Raw genomic sequence first — 22,142 nt, 5'->3', positions numbered from 1 at the left:
CTCGGCGAAGTCGCCTGCCTCAGCACAGTTTTTGACGCCGGAAAAACCCCTCACCCTTGTACTTAAGGGGTTTGTCAGTCATCTGGGGCTGTCGATGACAGCCCTGATAAGCGGGATTACGCGCTCTGGCCGGTTAACGCCTGCCGGATATCGGCGATCAGGTCTTCCACGTTTTCGATGCCGACCGACAGGCGCAGCAATTGCGGCGTGATGCCGAGGCGCAGGCGCTGCTCCAGCGGCAGCGAAGCGTGGGTCATGTTAAAGGGCTGGCTGATCAGGCTTTCTACGCCGCCCAGACTTTCCGCCAGCGTAAACAGCCGGGTACGCTTAATCACCGCGCCGGCGTAGTCGGCATCGCCGCGCAGTCTGACGCTTATCATGCCGCCGAACGCGCTCATTTGCCGACGTGCCAGCGCATGCTGCGGGTGAGACGGCAGGCCGGGGTAGTACACCTGTTCCACCTGCGGTTGTTGCTCCAGCCAGCGCGCCAGCGTCAGCGCGTTGTCGCTATGGCGGGCAAGACGCAGCGCCAGCGTGCGAATACCGCGCAGCGTCAGGAAGCTGCTGAACGGATCGAGCACTCCGCCCACCGCATTTTGCAAAAACGCCAGTTGCGCCGCCAGTTCCGGGTCCCGCCCGACTACCGCCAGCCCGGCGACCACATCCGAGTGGCCGTTCAGATACTTGGTGGCCGAGTGAACCACGATATCGAAACCCAGATCCAGCGGGCGCTGCAAGGCCGGGGAGGCGAAGGTGTTATCCGCCACGCTGATCACGCCGCGGCGCTGGGCCAGTTCGGCGATGGCGCGCAGGTCGGCCAGTTTCAGCAGCGGGTTGGTGGGCGTCTCTACCCAAATCATGCGGGTTTGCGGGGTGATGGCCCGCTCCAGCGTGGTCAGGTCGGCCGGGTCGACGTAGGTGACGCTCAGCCCGGCGGTACGTTTGCGCACCCGGTCCAGTAATCGCCAGGTGCCGCCGTAAATATCATCCACCGCGACGATGTGGCTGCCCTGATCGAGCAGTTCCAGCACCGTGGCGCTGGCCGCCAGCCCGGAGGCGAAGGCAAAGCCCTGAATACCGCCTTCCAGCGCGGCGATATTGGCTTCCAGCGCGTGGCGGGTCGGGTTGCCGCTGCGTGAGTACTCGTAGCCGGTGTGCTGGCCGGGCGCCGACTGGGCGAAGGTGGAGGTGGCGTAAATGGCGGGCATCACCGCGCCGGTGCTGTCCGGCGTGTAGCCGGCGTGAACGGTCAGGGTATCGAAATGGCTCATGATTAATCCTTGTGGTAAACGGTAGAAAGGTCAGCGCACCAGATGCCGCCAGTGATTGAGCACATCGGTGCGGGTAATCAGGCCGAGGAAACGCTGGCCGTCCAGAATCACCGCTACATGCCCGCGATCAAAGGTGGTCAGCAGTTGATCGAACGACGCATCTTTCTGCAGGGTGTTGACCTGATCGGTCATCGCGTCACGGGCAGTCAGCGAGAAATGGCGCGGATTGGTCTTGAGATTGTTGAGCAGGTCCCACTCGTCGATCACCCCGACCACCCGATCGTGCTCCAGCACCGGCAGTTGGGAAATGTCGTACAGCCGCATCCGGGCATGAACAACCGCCAGCGAGTCAGCGGGGGAGACCGACACGGTAGCGCCTTCGTTATGGCGATAGGTGATCAGATCGCGCAGGTCGCCCAGCGGCGGGCGTTGGATTAGCCCTTGCTCAATCATCCAGTAGTCGTTGAACATCTTCGACAGGTACTTGTTGCCGCTGTCGCACACCAGCGTTACCACCCGGCGCGGTTCGGTCTGGGCGCGGCAGTAGCGCAGCGCCGCCGCCAGCAGCGTGCCGCTGGAGGAACCGGCCAGCACGCCTTCTTTGAGCAACAGCTCGCGGGCGGCCTGAAACGATTCCCGATCGCTGATGGCGTAGGCGTGTTTCACCTGGCTGAAATTCGCCAGCGCCGGCAGGAAATCCTCGCCGATGCCCTCCACCAGCCAGCTTCCCGCTTCGCCCGTGGTGCCTTGCCGTACGTAATCGGTCAGGATTGACCCGGCCGGGTCCGCCAGCACCAGCTCGGTGTTCGGCGACGCTTCGGCGAAGTAACGGCTCAGTCCGCCCAGTGTTCCGCCGGAGCCGACGCCGACCACGATGGCGTCGATATCGTGCTCCATCTGCCGCCACAGTTCCGGCGCGGTGGTGCGGTAGTGGGCCAGCGGATTGGCCGGGTTATTGAACTGGTCGATGTAGAACGCGCCGGGGATCTCGTCCGCCAGTCGTTGCGCGTAGTCCTGATAGTAATCCGGGTGGCCTTTGGCGACATCGGAACGGGTCAGCCGCACATCGACGCCCAGCGCGCGCAGATGGAAGATTTTCTCCCGGCTCATCTTGTCCGGCACCACCAGAATCAGGCGGTAGCCTTTGAGCGCCGCCACTAATGCCAGCCCAAGCCCGGTATTGCCGGCGGTGGCTTCGATCAGCGTGCCGCCGGGCGGCAGTTTTCCCTGTTGCTCAGCCGCCTCGATCATCGATAGCGCGACGCGATCTTTTATCGAACCGCCGGGATTCTGGTTTTCCAGCTTGGCGAATAACCGGCAAGGGCCGGTATCGAACTGCGTCAGCTCCAGCAACGGGGTGTTGCCGATCAGGCCGAGTACGGATGTCGGTACGGACGTAGAAATAGGCATAGTCATCACCTCGGTTAATAACGAGGTGGACATGGTAGAACTCAGTCGTAACGCCATAAAAATAATATAACTAACCATCTATATGTGATTTTCAGAAATAAAATGCTGTTTGGCGGTAAAGCCATACAGCCTGATAGCCGTGCAGGCAGATAGAGATGTGGATAGATAGACATGTAGGGTGACAGCCGTATGGCAGTATATCCGTCCGATGCCGGGGGGTTATGGCGTTTGCTCGCGCCAGACGGCGAAAATGGAATAAAACAGTCGTAAAACAGGGTGTTATCATGCCGCTTATTACGTTGTTTTCAGCCCACTCGACCGGAGCCTGAACCGATGCCCGTCCCTTTGAACCAAAACGATTCACTCACGTTGACGCTGGCCCGCTTTGCCTGCCGGCTAACTCCAGAGGCAATCCCGGCGCTCTGGCGGCGAAAAATTCTGCTGCACCTGCTGGATACGTTGGGGTGCGGCATCGCCGGGCTGGAGAGCGAGGTGTTTCAGCAGGCACAGCGCATGGCGCGTCGGCAGTATGCCGCGGGAGCATCGCCGGTGCTGGGAAGCCGGGACGGGCTGTCGGCGCTGGGGGCGGCGTTCGTCAATTCGGCGGCGATGAACGCGCTGGATTATGACGACGGCTTTGAGCGGGAGGGCCGCGGCATGGGTCACCCCGGCGCCACGCTGGTGGCTGCGGCGCTGGCCGCGCTGGGCGAGCGGCGGATATCCGGCGCGCAATTGCTGTGCGCGCTGGCGGCGGCCTGGGAAATCAACGGGCGCGTGATTCTCGCTCAGCAGCCGAGTCCGGAGCGTTTTCGGCAGGTGTACGGCGTGTGCCAGCATCAGTCGCTGGGCGCGGCGGTCGCGTTCGGTCTGCTGCGCGGCTGCGATGCCGCCGGGCTGGAAAACGCCATCGGGCTGGCGGCGTCGCTGACTCCGCTGCCGGGGCTGCACAAGTACAACTGGCAGCAGCGGCCGCTGGTGGCGTTCAAGGATTATAACGCGCCGGCGACGGAAGCCGGGGTGCGAGGGGGGTTGTTGCATCAGGAAGGGATCGTCGGGCCGCGCGACGTGCTGGCGGGCGAACAGGGATTCTGGCGCATGATCGGCTCCGACCGGTGTGATACGTCGCTGCTGGTCGACGGGTTGGGGGATGACTGGCGGCTGCGCCATGCCAGTTTCAAGCGCTACCCGGTTTGCCGCTGGATGCACACCGCGCTGGCGGCGTTTGAGCCATTGCTGGCGCAGCAGGCGCTGACGCCGGATCGGATCGCGCGGATTCAGGTCATCGGCAGCCAGACGCTGGTGCAGCAATTCGCCGATACGCAGGTGTTGAGCGAAACCGATGCCCAGTTCAGCGTGCCGCTGGCGTTGGCCTGTCTGGCCTACGGGATTCCCCGGCAGCGCTGGAGCAACGCGGCCGCCCGGCAGAATGCGACGCTGCTGGCGTTTGCCCGGCGGGTCGAGTTAGTGGTGGACGACGAGTTGGATCGGTTGATGGCGGTGCAACGACGGCCTGTCAATCGGGTACGGCTCGAAGTCGACGGGCAGTGGCTGAACGCGCCGGCAGTAGATTATCCGCCGGGGTGCGATGAGAACCCGATGACGGAAGCGGAGATTGTGCGCAAGTGCCGCGACAATCTGTCGCGGCGGCTGGGTGAGAACGAGATCGATCGCCTTATTGATACGCTGCTGGAACTGGAACGCCAGCCGGATGCAGGGGCGGCGCTGGCGCCGCTGTTTGCGGGCTGACGTTCCTCGTTCGCCGGTTATTTCCACGCTTCGCGGATCACCGGCGGCACCTTGCTGATATCGACGCCGCGGGCTTTCAGCGCCTGCTCGTAGAACTGCTGAATCTGACCGGACTGATAGAGCTTGCCGAATTCGTCGTTGAGGAACTGATGGAAGGTCTGGTCGCTTTCCTTGCGGATAGCGCCGCTGGTGCTGACCGCCACAATGGGCTTCGGCAGAATCAGGTTGCCTTTACCGACTTTAGCCTGTTGCAGCGCCAGCGCTGGATGAAAGTAGGACAACGCATCCACCCGCCCGGCATAAAACGCCGCCACGCCTTCATCCATGTTGGGGAAACGCACCAGCTGCGCTTTCGGCAGATTTTTGGTCAGCAGCAGGTCTGGGCTGGACCCGAGCGTGACGCCGATTTTGACATCCGGCTGGTTGAGGTCTTCCCAGTTGGCGACGCTGATGCCGTCGCGCACCAGTACGCCCTGGGCATACCAGAAGAACGGTTGTTCAGGAAAATCGACCGCTTTTTTGCGCTCGTCGGTTGGGTCAAGCACCAGCATGGTGTCGATCTGGCCGGTTTGCAGCGCGGCGACCGCGTTGCCCCAGGTGGTTTCCACCGTCACCAGTTTGACCCCAAGGTCTTTCGCCAGCACCTTACCGACCTGATAACCGATACCGTCCCATTCGCCGGTCGCCGCGTTCTTGAAATACCAGGGTTCGCCTTGCGCCACGCCGATGCGCAGTTCGCCGGTTTGTTTGATGTGTTGCCAGGTAGAGGCGGGCGTGTCGGCCTGAGCCAGCCAGGGCGCGGCGGCCAGCGCCAGTGCGGCAATCATGGTGCGAAAAGATAAATGCATAATGTCCCCGTGTGTGAATGGTTAAGCGCCGATATCGGTGGGGGAGGTGACGTGCCCGTGTCGGCCTGGCTACGTCGATCATCCCCCGATAAAAGTAGGCGTTGAATTAATCAATAAGTAAAAGGCGAACAGGACGCGCGGCATCGGTTTATTTCATAAATAATGCTTTAATATCATTAACATGATGACGACGCATTCAGGCAGTATTGCAGGAAATCGCTGCGACATTAAATGCGAAGAGTGACTGAGCTTATGCGCTGGGCGGTAAAACGAGGAAAGCGGCAACATATGGCGGGCGATGCCCGCCATGATGAGGCTGGATTAACGGTTTAGAACGATTCCCACTCATCGCTGCCGGAGCGGGCGCCCGTCGCGGCGCCAGCCAGCATCAGCGGTTTTTTAGCGCCGGCGGCGCCGGGTTTGTGCGTGTTGCGGGCAAAGCGATGGCTGTCGTCATTGCCGAGGCGGAATATCGAGACCGCCTGTTCCAGCGCTTGCGCCTGCTCTTCCAGTGAATTGGCCGCCGCGGAAGACTCTTCCACCAGCGCGGCGTTCTGCTGGGTGGTGGCGTCCATTTCGGCTACCGCGTTGGAGATCTGGTTGATGCCGCGGCTCTGCTCGTCGGAAGCTGAGGCGATTTCCCCCATAATGTCATGCACATGGGCGATGGAGCGGATAATTTCATCCATGGTTTTGCCGGCGCTTTCCACCAGCGTGGAGCCGGTATTCACCCGGGTGACCGACTCGCCGATCAGGGTTTCGATCTCTTTGGCGGCCTGGGCGCTGCGCTGGGCCAGATTACGCACTTCGCCCGCCACCACCGCGAAGCCGCGGCCCTGTTCGCCGGCGCGCGCCGCTTCCACCGCGGCGTTGAGCGCCAGAATGTTGGTCTGGAAGGCGATGCCGTTGATGACCGAGGTGATTTCGGAAATGCGTCGGGAACTGACGGCGATTTCGTTCATGGTGCTCACTACGTTGGTGACGATCTCACCGCCTTTGGTGGCATTGCCTGACGCATCGGCCGCCAGCTGCGAGGCGTGATGCGCGTTGTCGGCGTTCTGTTTCACCGTTGAGGTCAACTGCTCCATGCTGGCGGCGGTTTCCACTACCGCGGCCGACTGCTGCTCGGTGCGGGAGGAGAGGTCGGTGTTGCCGGCGGCGATTTCCGACGCGGCGGACGCCACATTGCTTACCCCCTCGCGAATGGTGCCGATCATCCCGCGCAGCTTGTGGTTCATCTCATTCATCGCCGTCATCAATTGACCCAATTCATCCTTACGGGTGACGGTAATGGAGGCGGTCAGGTCGCCCTGGGCTATTTGTTCAGCCAGCGACAGGCTCTGACGCAGCGGGCGGGTCAGTTGCAGGGTGATGCGCCAGGCCAGCAGCACGCCGATGGCGATAATCGCCAGCCCGATGATCCACTGTTCGTATTGCGACTGGCGGGTAATGTTATCCACTTTGTCCAACTGGGTTTGGTAGAGCAGGGTCGCAGACTGGTTAAGAACCAGCGCGATATCCGCCATGCGCTGAGACGCCGCGTTCTCTTCCTGATAGGCCGCCATGTAAAGGGTGATATCGCCGCTGTAGGTAGCGAAAGGCAGCCAGGTCTGATTCAGCCAGGTCTGCTGCTCTGCACTGAATGTCGGCAGCGCCTGCGTGATGGCCTGTTGTGCGGTGCCCAGCGCCTTGCGCAGCGCCGTTTCGGTTTCGGCGGACGGCATCAACGTCAGTTCATGGGCCGTGTCTTTGATATCGGACAGTCCCTCGTTGATGTACATAAATTCCAGCCGTAATTCCGCCGGCAGCGTGGCGGCATCAAATTGCCCGCGCAGGGTATCAATGACTTTACCGATGGTTTCCTGAGACAGTTTCTGGCCGATGGCGTCCCGCTTCTGACTGGCGCTGACCATACTTTCCCGCGCGACGCCATAATCTTTGCTGGACTGGATAATCTTGTCCAGCAGGATACGGGTGTCTGCATCCCATTTCATGGTCTGGGCGATATCCAGCGATTGCGTCATTTTATTCAGCAATTCACCGTTTTTATTAATAGCCGAGTAGTCATGGGTATATTGGAAGCGCAGACGTTCCCGCCGGGCTTCTTCCAGGCTGCTATTAATCGTATTGCTGATAATGGATTTCTGGGAATAGGCATCAATATTGCGAAAGCCATTGATCCCTGACAGCATGATTATCGCTGCCATTAATAATATCAGTCCGAATCCCATCGCCAGCTTCACACCGACTCTGAAATTGTTATAAGCGCCAAAAACAGTATTCATTGGGCCTTCCTTTTTCTGATTTACCAGGGTAGTGACGGGAAAAACAAACACCGAATTAAACAGAAAAATTGCAGTATCGCTTCAGGAACGTGGGCGCCGAAGCTGTGTTTTATTGTTATCGATTATAGGATAGCCAGCGGCGATGCTGCTGTTTTATAAACAGGTCTTTACTATCAAGAACATCATAACCTCATCCTTAACGCAGGGAAAGGTAATGTAAAAATTATGTTTCAATATCGTAATATTTTATTTCGGTACTATCATTTTTAGTAATTGAAAGGACGATCCGCTATCGTTAAAGCGTAATTCAATTTTTTAATTTTTTTAAATGACTGACATAAAAGTGTAATAAAACGAGACCCTGAACTCTGGGGTAATTCGGGCAGACGGTAAGTCAGAAAGAATATCGATAAATACCAATGGCTATCGGTGGGAAATAATCGTCGGCGGGATTAAAGAATAATGCGGCGGGCGTGCGATGCAGGAGGCACATAAACAGAGCGCCACGGCAGGTAGTTAACTACCGTGTCGTGGCGCCTGTCGTCAGACTGGGCGAGGGTTAGAATGACTCCCAGTCATCTTTACCGTTGGCCGAGGGGCGGCTCACGACGGCGGTTTTGGCGACGGTGGTCGCTTTCGCGGCGGATGTCGTCAACTTCAGCGGTTTGCTGGCGCTAAGGCTGGCGCGTTGCGCCGGGCGCGTCGAAACGTCGTCATTACCGAGGCGGAACACCGATACCGCATGTTCCAGCGTTTGCGCCTGCTCTTCCAGTGAATTGGCCGCCGCGGAAGACTCTTCCACCAGCGCGGCGTTCTGCTGGGTGGTGGCGTCCATTTCGGCTACCGCGGTGGAGATCTGATTGATACCGCGGCTTTGCTCGTCAGAGGCCGAGGCGATCTCGTCCATGATGTCATGCACATGGGAGATGGAGCGGATAATCTCGTCCATGGTTTTGCCGGCGCTTTCCACCAGCGTGGAGCCGGTATTCACCCGGGTGACCGACTCGCCGATCAGGGTTTCGATCTCCTTGGCGGCCTGGGCGCTGCGCTGGGCCAGATTGCGCACCTCGCCCGCCACCACCGCGAAGCCGCGGCCCTGTTCGCCGGCGCGCGCGGCTTCCACCGCGGCGTTGAGCGCCAGAATGTTGGTCTGGAAGGCGATGCCGTTGATGACCGAGGTGATTTCGGAAATGCGCCGGGAACTGACGGCGATTTCGTTCATGGTGCTCACCACGTTGGTGACGATCTCGCCGCCTTTGGTGGCGTTGCCGGACGCATCGGCCGCCAGTTGCGAGGCGTGATGCGCGTTGTCGGCGTTCTGTTTCACCGTTGAGGTCAACTGTTCCATGCTGGCGGCGGTTTCCACTACGGCGGCCGACTGCTGCTCGGTGCGGGAGGAGAGGTCGGTGTTGCCGGCGGCGATTTCCGACGCGGCGGACGCCACATTGCTCACCCCTTCGCGAATTTCGCCGATCATCTCACGCAGCTTGTGGTTCATGGCCGCCATGGCGGCCATCAGCATCCCCAGTTCGTCGCGGCGAACGACGTTGATGGAGGCGGTCAGGTCACCCTGGGCGATCCGTTCAGCCAGCGACAGGCTCTGATGCAGCGGACGGGTAATCTGCAGGGTGATGCGCCAGGCCATCAGTACCCCGATAGCGATAATCACCAGACCGGTAAACAATAACTGCCATTGCGAACTGGTGGTGGTGGCGCTGACCAGCGACAACTGGCGTTCATACAGTGAGCTGGAAGCCTTATCCAGAATCACCGCGGCATCCAGCATGGCGCTGGTGGCGGTATTTTCGTCCTGGAAGGCGCGCATGTAATCGTTGATGTAGCCGTTGTAGGCGGCGAACAGCCCCCATGACTGGTTCAGCCAGACTTGTTGTTCGGAACTGAAGTTCGGCAGCGCCTGATTGATGGCGGTAGCGGCGGCGGCGAGCGCCTTGCGCAGGCTGGATTCAGACTGGGTGGACGGTTGCAGCAGCAGTTCGTGGGCAAGGTCGCGAATGTCCACCAGTTGTTCGAGCAGCGTGATGAATTCCAGTCGCAATTCCGGCGTCAGGGTACTGCCGTCGAATTGGGCGCGCAGCGTATCGAGCGTTTTGGCGCTGCTGTCCTGATCCAGTTTCTGCGCGACGGCGTCACGCTGACGGCTGGCGGTGATCAGTGCTTCGCGGGCAGGCTGATATTTTTTGTAGGCATCGTTCAACTGATCCAGCAATTGCTGCGACGCGGGCAACCAGGTTAATTGATTGGCCTGATTGAGCGACTGGCCGACTTTTTCTATCAAGGCGCCGGCTTTATTAATGGCGGTGTAATCGTGAGTATATTGAAAGCTAAGACGTGCCCGGCGGGCTTCGTCCAGATTGTTATTAATGTCGTTACTGATAATGGATTTATTGACGTAGCCGTCAATGTGACGAAAACCATTTATGCCTGACAGCATGATGAAGGCAGACATGATCAAAATCAGGCCAAACCCAATCGCCAGCTTAATACCAACCTTTAGATTGTTATAGGTATGTAGAATTGTGCTCATCAAGGGATTCCTATTGGGGCTAACGCTTTGATAATGCAAGATCAACAGAAGGGGTTCATCTGTCTACGTCCTTGTTTTTTCAGAATAAAAAATATCGAATTTCCAGAGGTGAGAAAAAACGTGTGAATAGTATCACATTTTTTAGAGACATAAATAGTCTGCTGGCTAATCAAATAGTCCGCTATTTACCGGTTTTTGTTACAGGTTGGGTTATATGATCTATTCTTTTTTTGTTCCTTATTTGTTAAATGATTTCGCGTACTAGTCTGGGGATGTGTTTAGGGTTGTCTATTTTGCTGCTCATTCCAAAATTCAGCCTGAAATAAAGCATTAAATCCTATTTTTTTATTTTATTCGTTGATGGAGAGAGATTGCGTTTTATCGTTTCTTCCCCTGGTCCGATAAATATCGGCGCGAAAAAAGCGCACTTTTCGTTGCGACGGCGTTCAGGTATCCGATTTTTCCAACGGTAATCCCAACCGATTTTTGATGCCGGTGCGGGCGGCGTCCCGCATTCTCCGGACAGGACGCCGGCGTCTGTCTGAATCCGCCGGTGCTGGGGTAATGGCTTGATGTAGCCGGACTCCGCGCTGCCGCTTCGACAGCGCGGAAGGGACACGCCTATCAGGCGCTGGAAGTCATATCCGCAGCGTCGCTGGTCACCGGCACGTCCTGAATCACCGACTCGAAGCTGCGCAGACGTTTATAAATCGACATCAGTTCCACGATGGTGGTCCAGGAGTTGATCAGGTACTGGAACGAACCGCGCACCTGATCGAACACGTTGGTTATCTGGGTCATCAGGCCAAGCGTCAGGCTGCCCGCCACGATCGACGGCAGCAGCATGATGATGCCGAACACGTTGTCGCTTTGCAGATAGAGTACCCGCGCGATATTGAAATAGGTGTAATGGAAGTAGAGACGGAAATAGTTTTTCCGTACGTTGCCGAACAGCTGTTTTACCGTGGGCGGCGTGGCGCGGCTGGCGTCGTCCTCGCCATACACCAGTTCTTTACGGTAGGCGGCTTCCACCCGCTGGTTGTTGAATTCCAGCCCCGGCAGTTTGATACCGATCAGCGCCAGTACGCCGGTGCCCACCAGCGACCAGATGATGGCGGCAATCACCAGGCCGTAAGGAATCTCGCCGATCAGCGGCAATGATTTGACGTGAGACGAGAGGCTGACCAGCACCGGCAAAAAGGCGATCAACGTCATCAGCGACTTCACCAGATCCACCCCCAGGCTTTCTACCGTGGAAGCGAAACGCATGGTGTCTTCCTGAATACGCTGCGCCGCCCCTTCAATATGGCGCAACGCTTGCCAGTGCGAGGTGTAGTAGTCGTTCATGGCGGTACGCCAGCGGAAGACGTAATGGCTGACGAAAAACAGGTTCAGCACGCCGACGGTCACCGCGGTCAGCGCGATGCCGAGGAAAATCAGCAACTGCTGATAAAACGCCTGAATGGTCACCGCGTTAGGCGCGCTCAGCGCTTTCTGGATCAGATCGTAAAACGGGACGTACCAGTCGTTGACCGCCACGCCGACTTCGACCGAAAAGTAGGTCACGAAAATGATCAGCGAGGAGCCGAGAATCGACCAGCGTTGCCAGGGATGCGGGTTGAACAGCGCCCAGGCGCCGGCGAATATGGCCACGCACAGCAGGTAGTAACCGTAGAACCACAGAAAGGCGGGCGACAGGAACCGGATTGCGCCTTGCGGCAGCGGCTGGGTGATGTGCAGCAGGCTATCGCCCAACGGACGACCCCAGCTATACCAGATGATTACCGCGACCAGCGACCAGAGCAGCGCGGAGGAGAAAAACAGTTTAGGGTTGGGAAAAAACGATTTGAACATAAACGCACTTTTATCCGTAAAAGGAGAATAACTGCCGTGATAGCAAATATTTAACGCAGGCGCAGGATTATATTGAAACGATTTTTGACTGGGGAGCGGTTTTCTTTACGCAGCAATGAGCAAGACGACGCAGCAATGAGCAGGGCGCAGAGGTGGAGCGGCGGCGAGAGGTTCTGATATCGCCGCCGTAGTATTACTGGCGGGGCGACGGCGCGTCGACCACGATGTCCGGCTGGTGGGTGACGGTAAAATTAACCGAGCGGGCAATAAAGCACATTTCGTGGGCCTGATGATGTAACGCGAGAGCGGTCTGCGCGTCGCTGTCGGCGCTGATCACCACGCGCGGACGCAGCGTGACCGACAGAAACTGCCCGGCGCCGCCAGCCTCTTCCACCATTTCCCCTTCCGCCCGATCGTCGTAGGCCACCACCGTGACGCCGGCTCCCGCGCACAGCCCGAGATACCACAGCTTGTGGCAGGCGGACAGCGACGCGACCAGCAGCTCTTCCGGATTCCAGCGCGTTGGGTCGCCGCGGAAACTCGGGTCGGATGAGCCGGGCAGCGTCGGTTTGCCCGGCGCGCAGATATCATGGTCGCGGCTGTAGCCGCGATAACTTTGGGTGCCGGTGCCCTGATTGCCGGTCCAACTGACCTGGACCTGATAGCGATGAATTTTGTCTGCCATGCTGCCCTCGTGTTCCGATTAAGAAATACCCGGCTGTAGTCTAACAGGCGATGACGCCGATGCCATAACGGCAGCGAACGGCGACGCGCCGTGCCCCTAGCCCATCTCAATCACATCCTGGGGCGGCAGGTCTTTTTCCAACTGTCGTAACACCCGGTAGACCTGCGCCACCGGTTGCAGGGTATCACGCGGAATGTAGTGACCTTCCGGTATCCGGTACAGGGTGCGCGCCAGCCAGATGAAACGGACCACCGGCACCCCGGCCTGATGGGCGCGGGCGATCAACGCCTTGGCCTGATCGTCTTCGCCCTTGAGCAGGATGCGCGGCAGCGGTGTTTTGCCGGGGCGGTAGAACAGCGCCACCGCGTAGTGGGTTGGGTTGACCAGCAGCAGGTCGGCGTCCTCCACTTTGGGTTTGGCGCGCGGGCTGGCTGGCTCGTTGAGGATTTCCTGCGCCACCGATTTACGATGGCCTTTCATGTGCGGGTCGCCTTCCGAGTTTTTAAACTCGTTGCGGATATCTTCGTGACTCATGCGCTGTTGTTTGAGGAAGTAGTATTTTTGCAGGCCGAAGTCGAGCAACCCCAGCGCCAGCAGTGCGGAAAGGGTGGTGCGCGCCACGCTTTTCAGTACGCTTTCCACCCCTTTCCAGAACGCGGTCAGATCGCCGTAAGCCAGCTCCACCAGCCACTCCAACTGCGGCATCACCACCAGCCAGAACACCAGCCCGATGGTCACCGCCTTCAGGATGTTGGTCAGCATGTCGGTGAGCTTGCGCATGGTGAACATTTGTTTGATCTGGTTGATCGGGTTGAGGCGGTTGAAATCAATTTTCAGCGCTTCGACGGCAAACAGCGGGCCGTACTGGATCCAGCCGCCAACGACGCGCATCAGCAACGCCACGCTGATGGTCAGCAGGCAGAAGGTCGCCAGCAGCGACAGCGCTTCGCTGAAAATTTCATCCGCCGCGTGGCCGAACGGGTCGGTGATGCGGCTCAACGGCAACTGCATCAGCGCCTGTAGCTTGCTCATGCCGCTGTCGGTCAGCGCCAGAATCATCTCCAGCAGCGCGAAGCTGATCAGCAGCTTGGGTACGTCCTGACTCTGTCCCACTTCCCCTTTTTTGCGGGCGTCCTGCAATTTTTTGGGGGTGGGTTTTTCGGTTTTTTCACTCATCGCAGTACCTCGCGGTTACTAACCGTATCGCGCGTTTTGCCATTTCAGGGCGACGCCTGAAAAAACAGCGGGAACAGGTGTTTCAGGTCGGTCAGCGCCTTGAGCCGGCCTTCGCCGAGAAACTGCAGCACCGGCATGTAGAGCACGAAAAACGCCATGCCGGCCAGACACTTGGCCGGGGTGGACAGCACGTAAACCTGCAACTGCGGGCTGTAGAGACTGAGAATGGCGATGCTGAATTCCAGCAACAGCAACAGCGCCACCAGCGGCCCGGCGTACACCACCATGTGCTGAAAGGTGTCTTTAAGCAGGTCGAGATAAGTGTGAAACCCCTGTTCCGACAACGGCGGCAGGAAGTCTAACGCCGGCCACAGCCGGTAGCTGTCCCACAGTAACTGGGTAAAACCGGGAAAACCGATGGTGATGATCAGCAGCATGATGAACAGCTCTTTCATCATGTGACCGAGCGGGGTGGCGTCGCTGCCCAGCGCCGGGTTGAGCTGGCCGCCGGTGAGCGCGCCGCGCTGGTTATCAAACAGCGCGCCGACCGACTCGAACAGCCAGAACGGCATCGCCAGCACCACTCCGAGCAGCAGCCCGATCACCAGCTCTTTGAGCAGCAGGCCGGGCAACATCGGCCAGGTGAGCGTGGTGGTCAGCATCTGTTGCTGGATGGCGCCGGCCGGCACCAGCGCCAGCGCGATCGCCACTGCGTTGCGCAGCATGCCTTTGATGATGGTGAACGAGAACAGCGGCACCAGGAACAGGCACGGATACAGCCGGGCCACGCCGAGCGTCAGCGCGTAAATAAAATCGTAGATATTCTGGATTGTGGCGATGGAGAACATGGCCGCCTCACGCCCGGGTTTGTTCGATCATGTTGAAAGCCATCATCGCCAGTTGGATCAGCTCTACGCCGATCCAACGGCCGGTCATGGCCAACACCAGTCCTACCGCCACCAGCTTGACGGCAAAGGGCAGGGTTTGATCCTGCAACTGCATTACCGCCTGCAACAGCGAAATCAGCACACCGACCACCACCGCCACCAGCAGCGGCGGCGCCGACAGCATCACCACCAGCACCATCGCCTGTCTAAACAGATTGAGCGTTTCCATGGTCGCCTCACAGGTAGCTGTAGAACAGGCCGTCGAGCAGGCGCGTCCAGCCGTTGACCAGCACGAACAGCAGCAGCTTGAGCGGCAGCGAAAGGGTGGTGGGCGCCACCATTTGCATCCCCAGCGCCAGCAGCACGTTGGAGACGATCAGGTCGATAACGATGAACGGGATATAAATCAGAAAACCGATCTTAAACCCGGCCTGCAGTTCCGACAGCACATAGGCCGGCAGCACCAGCAGGATGCTTTGGGTGGTGATTTTTTCGGCCATCGCCGCCGGCCACATGCGCAGGCTGTTTTCATGCAGGTGGGTAAGAATGTCCGGGTCGGTGTTGCGCGACATGAATTTCTGCAACGGTTCGATACCTCGGGTCACGCTGCTTTCCAGCGCGTCGAGACTGCTGAAATCCACCGGCGTGTCCTGAAACCGCTGCTTGATGTCGCTGAATACCGGCGCCATCACGAACAGCGTGGCGGCGAGCGCGATGCCGTACAACGCCATGTTGGGCGGCACCTGCTGCACCCCGATGGCGTTGCGGGTAATCATCAACACCATGGAAACCTTGAGAAAGCAGGTGCAGACGATCATCATCAGCGGAATCAACGACAACGTGCCCAGAAACAGGGCAAACATCACCGGGTCGAAGCTGCCCGAGGTCATAACGATGGCTCCGGGGCGATGTCCCCATCCACGCCAAGACGGCGGGTGATTTGCAGCCCCAGCCGGCCTTCCACGTCCACCAGTTCGCCCAGCGCCAGCGGTTGCTCGCCGTGGTACAGGGTAGCTTCGCCGGGCGTCGCCTGTTGCAGGGTCAACACCGTGCCGGGAGCGAGCTGCTGCAAATCCTGCAACGTCAGCGTCAGGTAGCCGCAGCGCACGGTCAGTGCCAGCGTTAGCGGCGGCAGCGCGTAGCCCGACGGCGCGCCGGCGTGATTGTCGCTATCCGGGGCGTACTGCGACGTCTCGGGGACGGCGTAGGTTTCAAACGGGGTTGCGTCGTCAAAGGGTATTGTCACGGGACATTCCTCCAGTTCTGTCACGGTAAACCAGTAAGGGGCGAGCGCATCCATCCTGAGCTGCCCGGTCAGCCGCCGGTCGGCCAGCGTGATGCAGCCGTTGCCTTGCGGTGAAAAGTACTGTTTGAGTGGACAGATCAGGTCGCCCGGTTCCAGCGTCGCCAATTGTTCATGTGACAACGTCACGTCTGCCAGCGTCAACGGCACGCGCATCGCCAGATGACCGGGCAGCGGGTAGCGGGGCGCGTACCACCCCGGCTGGCTTTGCCACTGCTGCAAGGTCCGGGTCGACGTTCGCAACCGGCTGCGAATCCGGAAATCCCCGCGGATAACCTCCAGCCATAGCGTCAGGTCGCCATGCGCTTCGCTGTCCGGCTGCGGCGATGACGCCGGCCGCATCTCGCCGAACAGCTCGCGCAGCGCCGGGCTGAGATGGTGGTTATACTGCGTCCAGTACCAGTCGGCGGTTTCCGCGGTGTCCTCGGGGCCGGGCGTGAGCGCCGGGCAGGCGGAAAGCAGCGACAGCAGCGGCGCGGCGTTGTCGTCCAGCCACAGCGTGCCGGCATGGCAGCGCCAGCGGCTTTCCTGCCCGCCGGTCGGCGCGTCGTCCGCCAGTTGCAGGCGCAATTCGCCGGGCTGACCGTCCAGCATGAAGGCAAAACGGTGCGCCGACGCCAACTGGCGGGAGAGCGCGGCTCGCGCCTGGCTGACCGGGCGCAGCGTCCGGGCGAGCGGGATCATTCCTCATCCTCCCGGCTTTCAAACTGCAGGCGCACCGGCGCGCGCAGCGTATCCGCCAGCGAACGGCGGCAGGCGTCGCGCTGGCTTTTCAACTGCTCGTAGGCGGATTTGCCGAAGCGCAGCGAAACGTCCCAGCCGCTGGCGGGCAGCGTCACCATCCGAACGTCCACGCTGCCCAACTGCGGCAGTTGCAGGCTGAACGACAGCGGTTCCCCGCGGCGTAATAGCGGCATGTCGGTCAGCGACGACTCCAGCGCCGGCCAGTACGCCGGTGTGACCGGTTCCGATTGCGACGGGGCATCGGCGAAGGCGTCCAGACTCAGCGACGGATTCAGCGCCAGCGGCGGACCGAACGGCAGCCAACTGGCGTCGGGAAAGCGCATTTCCGGTTCGGACAGTTCGCCGAACGGTTCCCAGAAGGCATCGTCGTAACCGTAGCCGGGGAAATCCTGCTCCTGACCGTGCGGCAACGGGCGCAGGGCAGGCAGAGAAACATCTTGTGTCGCGGGCAGATGAGGGGTCATATCGCCTCCTGATAGGTGGTTAACAGAAACTCCAGTTTTTCAACGGCTTTCTGGCAGAGCCGGGCCGCTTCCCGAGCCTGGCCGACCTGCTGCTGCCGGTTCAGATACTGTTGCTGCCAGTCGGTACACAGCAGCACCTGCGCCTGAATCTGACGAATATGCTTTTGTTCCTGCTCCAGCTGGTTTTTCAGCGACTCCAGCGTCTGGGTTTTACCCAGCGCTTCGCGCAGGAAGATATCGCGCTGTTGCTGCCAGTCGGCCTGTAACTGTGCCAGTTGCGCCTGTTGCGTGCGTAGCGCCGCTTCGGTTTGCCTGAGCGCCTGTTCGGTCTGGCGTAACTGGCGCTCGGCGCGGCTGAGGCGCTGCCGACGGATCGGCAGCAACTGGTTAAGCACTGCGCTCAGCTCCTGCGCGCTGCTGTCCGGCTGCTGCTCCTCCATCGCGCTGACGGATTTCGTGGCGTTAGAGATTGGCATACTGGCTCACCTCTTCGAGTTGCGACTGAATGTGGTCGAAGCCCTGCGGCTCGCGCATCGCCTGTTGCAGAAAACGGTTGATGTCGTCGTTGGCGCTGACGGCGGCATCGGTAAAGGCGTCGTGCCCCGGCTGGTATTCACCGAGGCGGATCAGCATTTCCACCTGCTTGTAGGCGGCCATCAGCCGCCGCACCGCGTTGGCGTGGCGGGTGTGTTCCCGCTCCACCACGTTGCTCATGGTGCGGCTCAGGCTCATCAACACGTCGATCGCCGGGTAGTGGTTGCGTTCGGCCAGCCGCCGCGACAGCACAATGTGGCCGTCGATCAGCGACCGTACTTCGTCGGCCACCGGGTCGTTCATCGAGTCCTGTTCGATCAGCACCGAATACAGCGCGGTAATCGCGCCCTGACGGGTTTGCCCGGCGCGTTCCACCAGCCGCGGCAACAGGGTGTAGACCGAGGGCGGCAACCCGCCGCGCCCCTGCGGCTCGCCCAGCGCCAGGCCGATTTCGCGCTGGGCGCGGGCAAAGCGGGTCAGCGAGTCGATAATCAACAGCACCTGCTTGCCCGCGGCGCGAAAGGCTTCGGCGATGGCGGTGGCGGTAAAGGCGGCGCGAGCGCGTTCCATACTGCTGCGATCGGAGGTGGAGCAGACCAGCACGGTGCGGCTGCGCAGCTGTTCGTCCAGCTCGTGATCGAGGAATTCGCGCAGTTCGCGGCCACGTTCGCCGATCAGCCCAAACACGATGGCGTCGCACGGCGTGTTGCGCGCCAGCTCCGCCAGCAGGGTGGTTTTGCCGCAGCCGGCGCCGGCGAATACCCCGACGCGCTGGCCGCAGCCGATAGTCAGCAGGCCGTCGATGGCGCGCATACCGGTGGGCAGCGGGTCGGCGATGCGTGGGCGCTCGGTTGGCGGCGGCGCGTCGCCGATCACCGGGATGGGGTTGGCGTTGAGTGAGCCCGGCTCGACAAACGCGCTGTGGCCGCCGTCTTCCAGCGGGCGGCCGAAGCCGTCCAGCACGCTGCCGAACAGCGCGTCGGACACCTGCACGCAATGCGGTTGGTACAGCGGTGTGACGACTGCGCCCTGCGCGATGCCGTCCAGCGCGCCCAGCGCCGACAAAAAGGTGTTTTCCGGGCTGAAGCCGACAATTTCCGCCAGCACCTGCGAGCTGTCGTCGCGCGCCACCAGACACAGGTCGCCGATGCGGGCGTTCGGCAGGCTGGACTCCAGCAGAATGCCGCTGATGCCGATGATCTGCCCCTGTCGCGTCACCGGCGAGTACGCCGCCAGCTGGCGTTGTTGCTGTTGCAGCCACCGACTCAGCCGGGGATAGCGGGTATCGATTGCGTCCTGCGCGTTCATCACCAGTTCACCTTGATCTGTTGTTTGCCGCGAAATTCGATCTGGCTGTCGTTGATACTGACCAGCCGCAGGTTGTCCACCTCGTCGCCGACGAAGATGCGCCGCCCGTCCGAGGTCACCACGTTGGCTTTCGGGCCGCTGGTGACCTGCACGATCTGGAACGGCAGCTGGTCGTTCTTCACGGTGGTGTGGTTTTCAATCTGCAAGGCGGTGACGTAACGCTGGTGGAACTGCGCCAGCATGCGCGCCAGCCGGGTGTGCTGCGCGGGCGGCAGCGCGCCGCTCAGCACGATGCGGTTGTTATCCTGACTGGTCGAAACCAGCCGCTCCAGTTCGCGGTCGGTCAGCATGGTTTGCAGGGTGCTGTTCAACTGCGGCAAGGTGCCGATCGGTAAACGGTTATCCTGCGGCGGCGGCGCGGACGGCATCGCCGCCGTTTCCTGCAACATCCAGCTACCGACGATCATGAACAGCAGCACCGCCAGCAGCAGGTAGCTGAATTTGGCCCACAGCGGCAGGCGCGGCTTTTCCCGGCGCGTCACCGTCGGTTCCGGCGTCGGCGCGGGGGGCGTGTCCGAAGTGGCGGCGTCAGGCAGGGCGTCTTGCGCGCCGGTGACGGCGTCGTCGGCGGTCTGGTCGTCATCCGGCGGCGTTTCTTCCGCCTCATCCTGCCAGGGGGTATCGGCGCTGACCACGCACAGCCAGATGCCGCCGGCGGCGAACGGCGTGCCGGACGGCAACCAGAGCGATTGCGCCGCCGCGTGGCCTTCGCTGTTGCTGACCGGGCCGTCCAGTACGGATACCAGCCAGCCGTCGGGTTGTTTTTCCAGCAGGCAATGCTGCTCGCGGATGCCGGGATCGTAGAGCACCATATCCGCCTCATCGGCGGAACCGATACGCCATGAGGTTCCGCTCAGCGGCAGCGCGGCCCCACGGTGCAATCCGGTCAGAACACGGAGTTCAAACATTTTGCGTTATCCTATGCGTTAAAGGGGTCAACCCTGTCCTGCAGGTCGATACGGCCCGCCACGTTGATCGACAGGTGCGATTCCAGCTCGGTGAACGACAACACCGGGACATGATGGAATTCGTCCTGCAACAGAATGCGCAGCGGACTGCGCAGGTCCTGCGCCACCAGAATCAGCGCCGACGGCGGCGTCATCGGCGGGAACGCCCGCCGCAACTGACCAAGCAGGGTGGCGGCGTATTCCTGGGTCAGCGCGAAGAAGGTTTCGTTTTGCGTCTGGCGCAATGCGTCGCGCAGCAACTCTTCGGTTTCCGGCGTCAGCAGCCAGACGGTGAGGCTGTCGTCCTGGCTGTACTGGTGGCAAATCTGGGCTTTCAGCTCCAGCCGCACGTAGTCGGTGAGGGCATTGATGTCGCGCTCGTGCTGACCGACTTCGATCAGCGCTTCGGCGATCGGCCGTACCGAGCGCAGCGGCACCCGCTCCGACGCCAGTCGCTGCAGTACGCTGGCGAAGCGCGATAGCGGCATGATGCGCTGCAGTTCCTGCGCCAGCTCCGGTTGTTCGGCTTCCAGCCAGGCGAGGATCGATTTGGTTTCCTGCAGGCCGATAAACTGCGCGCCGCTGCGATGAATCGCATTCTCCATGCGGCTGAGGATCAGCGCGTCCGCGCTCCAGGGGCTCAGTTCCGGCTGCTGCAATAGCGGATGTTCCGGCGTCAGCCACAGCAGATGGTGTTCGTCGCGGGCGGACAGGCCGGGCATCATGCCGTCGTCCAGCGTCTCTTCCGGCAGTTGTCCGCGCGGCACCGCCAGCAGCGGCACGCCGAAACTGGCCCGCAACTGCGGGATTTCATACACGCAGAAGCGGAACTCATCCTCCGGCACGTTGGGGTTAAACTCGATGTCGAACGACGGCAGCGTAAAGCCAAAGTGATACACCAGCCGGTTGCGCAGGCGGCGGATGTCCTGTACCAGCACCGCGGCCGCGGCGGCACCCTGCCACACGGTATGGAACTGCAACAGGTAGGCGCGGGTCGGGTTGAAACGCCGCAAATCCTGATAGCCGTTCTGTTCGGCGGGCATGCTGTCATCCGCCAGCAGCGCATCCTGCAAACCGCTCTGTTTGACGCGCCACAGCTGGAATAACCCGCTGCCGAGCGATACCAGACTGATGATGAGAAACACCAGCGTCGGCATTCCGGGCAGCAACGCAAACCCCAGCATGCCTATCGACGAGATGATCCACGCCTTGGGCTGGCTGGTCAGCTGCTCGGCGATCTCGCGGCCGATGTTGTTGTCCATTTTCTGGCCGTCGGCGGAGACGCGGGTGATGATCATCCCGGCGGTCAGCGAAATCAGCAGCGCCGGAATCTGGGCGATCAGACCGTCGCCGATGGTCAGCACCGAGTAAATGTGCATGGCGTCGCCGGCGGCCATGCCGTTTTGCAGCACGCCGATGGCGAAGCCGCCGATCATGTTGATGAACACGATCACCAGGCTGGCGATGGCGTCCCCTTTGACGAACTTCATCGCCCCGTCCATCGCGCCGAACAGCTGACTCTCCTTGGCCAGGTTTTCCCGTCGCTGGCGAGCCTGCTGGGAATCGATCAACCCGGCGCGCAGGTCGCTGTCGATGGACATCTGTTTGCCGGGCATGGCGTCGAGGGTGAAACGCGCCGCCACTTCCGCCACGCGCTCCGAACCTTTGGTGATCACCAGAAAGTTCACCACCGTCAGAATCATGAAGATCACCAGGCCGACCGCCAGGTTGCCGCCTACCACGAAGTTGCCGAACGCCTCCACCACGTGACCCGCATCCTGTTGCAGCAGAATCTGCCGGGTGGTGGAGATGGACAGCGCCAGCCGGAACATGGTGGTCAGCAGCAGCACCGCCGGGAAGGTGGAGAACGCCAGCGGTTTGGGCAGGTACATCGCCAGCACGATCAGCAGTGATGAAATACAGATGTTGAACGCAATCAGCACGTCGATCAGGCCGGTCGGCAGCGGGATGATCATCATGAACACAATCGCCATGACGATGACGGCGCCCACCACCTCGGAGCGCTGCATGGCGCTCATGGCAAAACGGTTAAGCCAGGCGATCAGCACAGCCAT

The 22,142-nt window shown here is 60.5% G+C and carries 18 protein-coding genes; 1 reads left to right on the top strand and 17 read right to left on the bottom strand.

Annotation, left to right across the window (positions count from 1 at the left end):
* Window positions 1–116 precede the first annotated feature (116 nt).
* Both DXX3274_RS12225 and DXX3274_RS12220 read right to left on the bottom strand, forming a co-directional pair.
* Window positions 117–1,271 carry a PLP-dependent aspartate aminotransferase family protein gene (locus DXX3274_RS12225; RefSeq protein WP_042859985.1) on the bottom strand — a complete coding sequence of 385 codons (1,155 nt, stop codon included), beginning with the start codon at window positions 1,269–1,271 and terminating at the stop codon, window positions 117–119.
* 30 nt (window positions 1,272–1,301) lie between these two features.
* Window positions 1,302–2,681, bottom strand: coding sequence for a cystathionine beta-synthase (locus tag DXX3274_RS12220; protein ID WP_042862090.1), 1,380 nt, complete (start codon window positions 2,679–2,681; stop codon window positions 1,302–1,304).
* 333 nt (window positions 2,682–3,014) lie between these two features.
* Between DXX3274_RS12220 and DXX3274_RS12215 the strand changes: the two genes are divergently transcribed.
* A complete protein-coding gene (locus DXX3274_RS12215; protein ID WP_042859984.1) occupies window positions 3,015–4,427 on the top strand; it encodes an MmgE/PrpD family protein in 1,413 nt (470 codons plus the stop codon).
* A gap of 17 nt (window positions 4,428–4,444) precedes the next feature.
* Here DXX3274_RS12215 and DXX3274_RS12210 read toward each other — a convergent pair whose 3' ends face one another.
* From DXX3274_RS12210 to sctV, 15 genes are all read right to left on the bottom strand, one after another.
* Window positions 4,445–5,254, bottom strand: a complete 810-nt coding sequence (locus DXX3274_RS12210) for a transporter substrate-binding domain-containing protein (RefSeq protein WP_371206907.1) — start codon at window positions 5,252–5,254, stop codon at window positions 4,445–4,447.
* A 350-nt stretch (window positions 5,255–5,604) separates the two neighbouring features.
* Window positions 5,605–7,560 carry a methyl-accepting chemotaxis protein gene (locus DXX3274_RS12205; RefSeq protein ID WP_042859982.1) on the bottom strand — a complete coding sequence of 652 codons (1,956 nt, stop codon included), beginning with the start codon at window positions 7,558–7,560 and terminating at the stop codon, window positions 5,605–5,607.
* Between the two features lie 559 nt (window positions 7,561–8,119).
* A complete protein-coding gene (locus DXX3274_RS12200; protein ID WP_042859981.1) occupies window positions 8,120–10,105 on the bottom strand; it encodes a methyl-accepting chemotaxis protein in 1,986 nt (661 codons plus the stop codon).
* Between the two features lie 624 nt (window positions 10,106–10,729).
* Window positions 10,730–11,959 (bottom strand): peptide antibiotic transporter SbmA, encoded by a 1,230-nt coding sequence (gene sbmA, locus DXX3274_RS12195; RefSeq protein ID WP_042859980.1) that lies wholly within the window; start codon window positions 11,957–11,959, stop codon window positions 10,730–10,732.
* Between the two features lie 193 nt (window positions 11,960–12,152).
* Window positions 12,153–12,644: an OsmC family protein gene (locus tag DXX3274_RS12190; RefSeq protein ID WP_042859979.1), complete on the bottom strand. Its 492-nt coding sequence runs from the start codon at window positions 12,642–12,644 to the stop codon at window positions 12,153–12,155.
* A gap of 96 nt (window positions 12,645–12,740) precedes the next feature.
* Window positions 12,741–13,820: a type III secretion system export apparatus subunit SctU gene (gene sctU, locus DXX3274_RS12185; protein WP_042859978.1), complete on the bottom strand. Its 1,080-nt coding sequence runs from the start codon at window positions 13,818–13,820 to the stop codon at window positions 12,741–12,743.
* Between the two features lie 44 nt (window positions 13,821–13,864).
* A complete protein-coding gene (gene sctT, locus DXX3274_RS12180) occupies window positions 13,865–14,668 on the bottom strand; it encodes a type III secretion system export apparatus subunit SctT (protein WP_038658155.1) in 804 nt (267 codons plus the stop codon).
* A gap of 7 nt (window positions 14,669–14,675) precedes the next feature.
* Window positions 14,676–14,936 (bottom strand): type III secretion system export apparatus subunit SctS, encoded by a 261-nt coding sequence (sctS, locus tag DXX3274_RS12175; protein ID WP_033568601.1) that lies wholly within the window; start codon window positions 14,934–14,936, stop codon window positions 14,676–14,678.
* A gap of 7 nt (window positions 14,937–14,943) precedes the next feature.
* On the bottom strand, window positions 14,944–15,597 hold the full coding sequence (gene sctR, locus DXX3274_RS12170; protein WP_042859977.1) for a type III secretion system export apparatus subunit SctR: 654 nt from the start codon (window positions 15,595–15,597) through the stop codon (window positions 14,944–14,946).
* The gene (locus tag DXX3274_RS12165) at window positions 15,594–16,694 is read right to left on the bottom strand and encodes a FliM/FliN family flagellar motor switch protein (protein WP_042859976.1); all 1,101 of its coding nucleotides are present in this window, start codon (window positions 16,692–16,694) and stop codon (window positions 15,594–15,596) included. The genes sctR and DXX3274_RS12165 overlap by 4 nt, the downstream gene beginning before the upstream one ends.
* Window positions 16,691–17,218, bottom strand: a complete 528-nt coding sequence (locus tag DXX3274_RS12160) for a type III secretion system HrpP C-terminal domain-containing protein (protein WP_042859975.1) — start codon at window positions 17,216–17,218, stop codon at window positions 16,691–16,693. The genes DXX3274_RS12165 and DXX3274_RS12160 overlap by 4 nt, the downstream gene beginning before the upstream one ends.
* Complete coding sequence (locus tag DXX3274_RS12155) at window positions 17,215–17,694, bottom strand: hypothetical protein (protein ID WP_050569868.1); 480 nt, start codon at window positions 17,692–17,694, stop codon at window positions 17,215–17,217. Before DXX3274_RS12155 ends, DXX3274_RS12160 begins: the two co-directional genes overlap by 4 nt.
* Window positions 17,681–19,060, bottom strand: coding sequence for a type III secretion system ATPase SctN (sctN, locus tag DXX3274_RS12150; protein WP_038922969.1), 1,380 nt, complete (start codon window positions 19,058–19,060; stop codon window positions 17,681–17,683). The genes DXX3274_RS12155 and sctN overlap by 14 nt, the downstream gene beginning before the upstream one ends.
* Entirely contained in the window at window positions 19,060–20,028 is a 969-nt protein-coding gene (gene sctD, locus DXX3274_RS12145) for a type III secretion system inner membrane ring subunit SctD (RefSeq protein ID WP_042859974.1), read from the bottom strand. Before sctD ends, sctN begins: the two co-directional genes overlap by 1 nt.
* An 11-nt stretch (window positions 20,029–20,039) precedes the next feature.
* Window positions 20,040–22,142: a type III secretion system export apparatus subunit SctV gene (gene sctV, locus DXX3274_RS12140; protein ID WP_042859973.1), complete on the bottom strand. Its 2,103-nt coding sequence runs from the start codon at window positions 22,140–22,142 to the stop codon at window positions 20,040–20,042.

Source organism: Dickeya sp. NCPPB 3274, assembly GCF_000406205.1.
Classification (GTDB): domain Bacteria; phylum Pseudomonadota; class Gammaproteobacteria; order Enterobacterales; family Enterobacteriaceae; genus Dickeya; species Dickeya fangzhongdai.
This window is presented reverse-complemented; position numbering and strand designations above follow the sequence as displayed.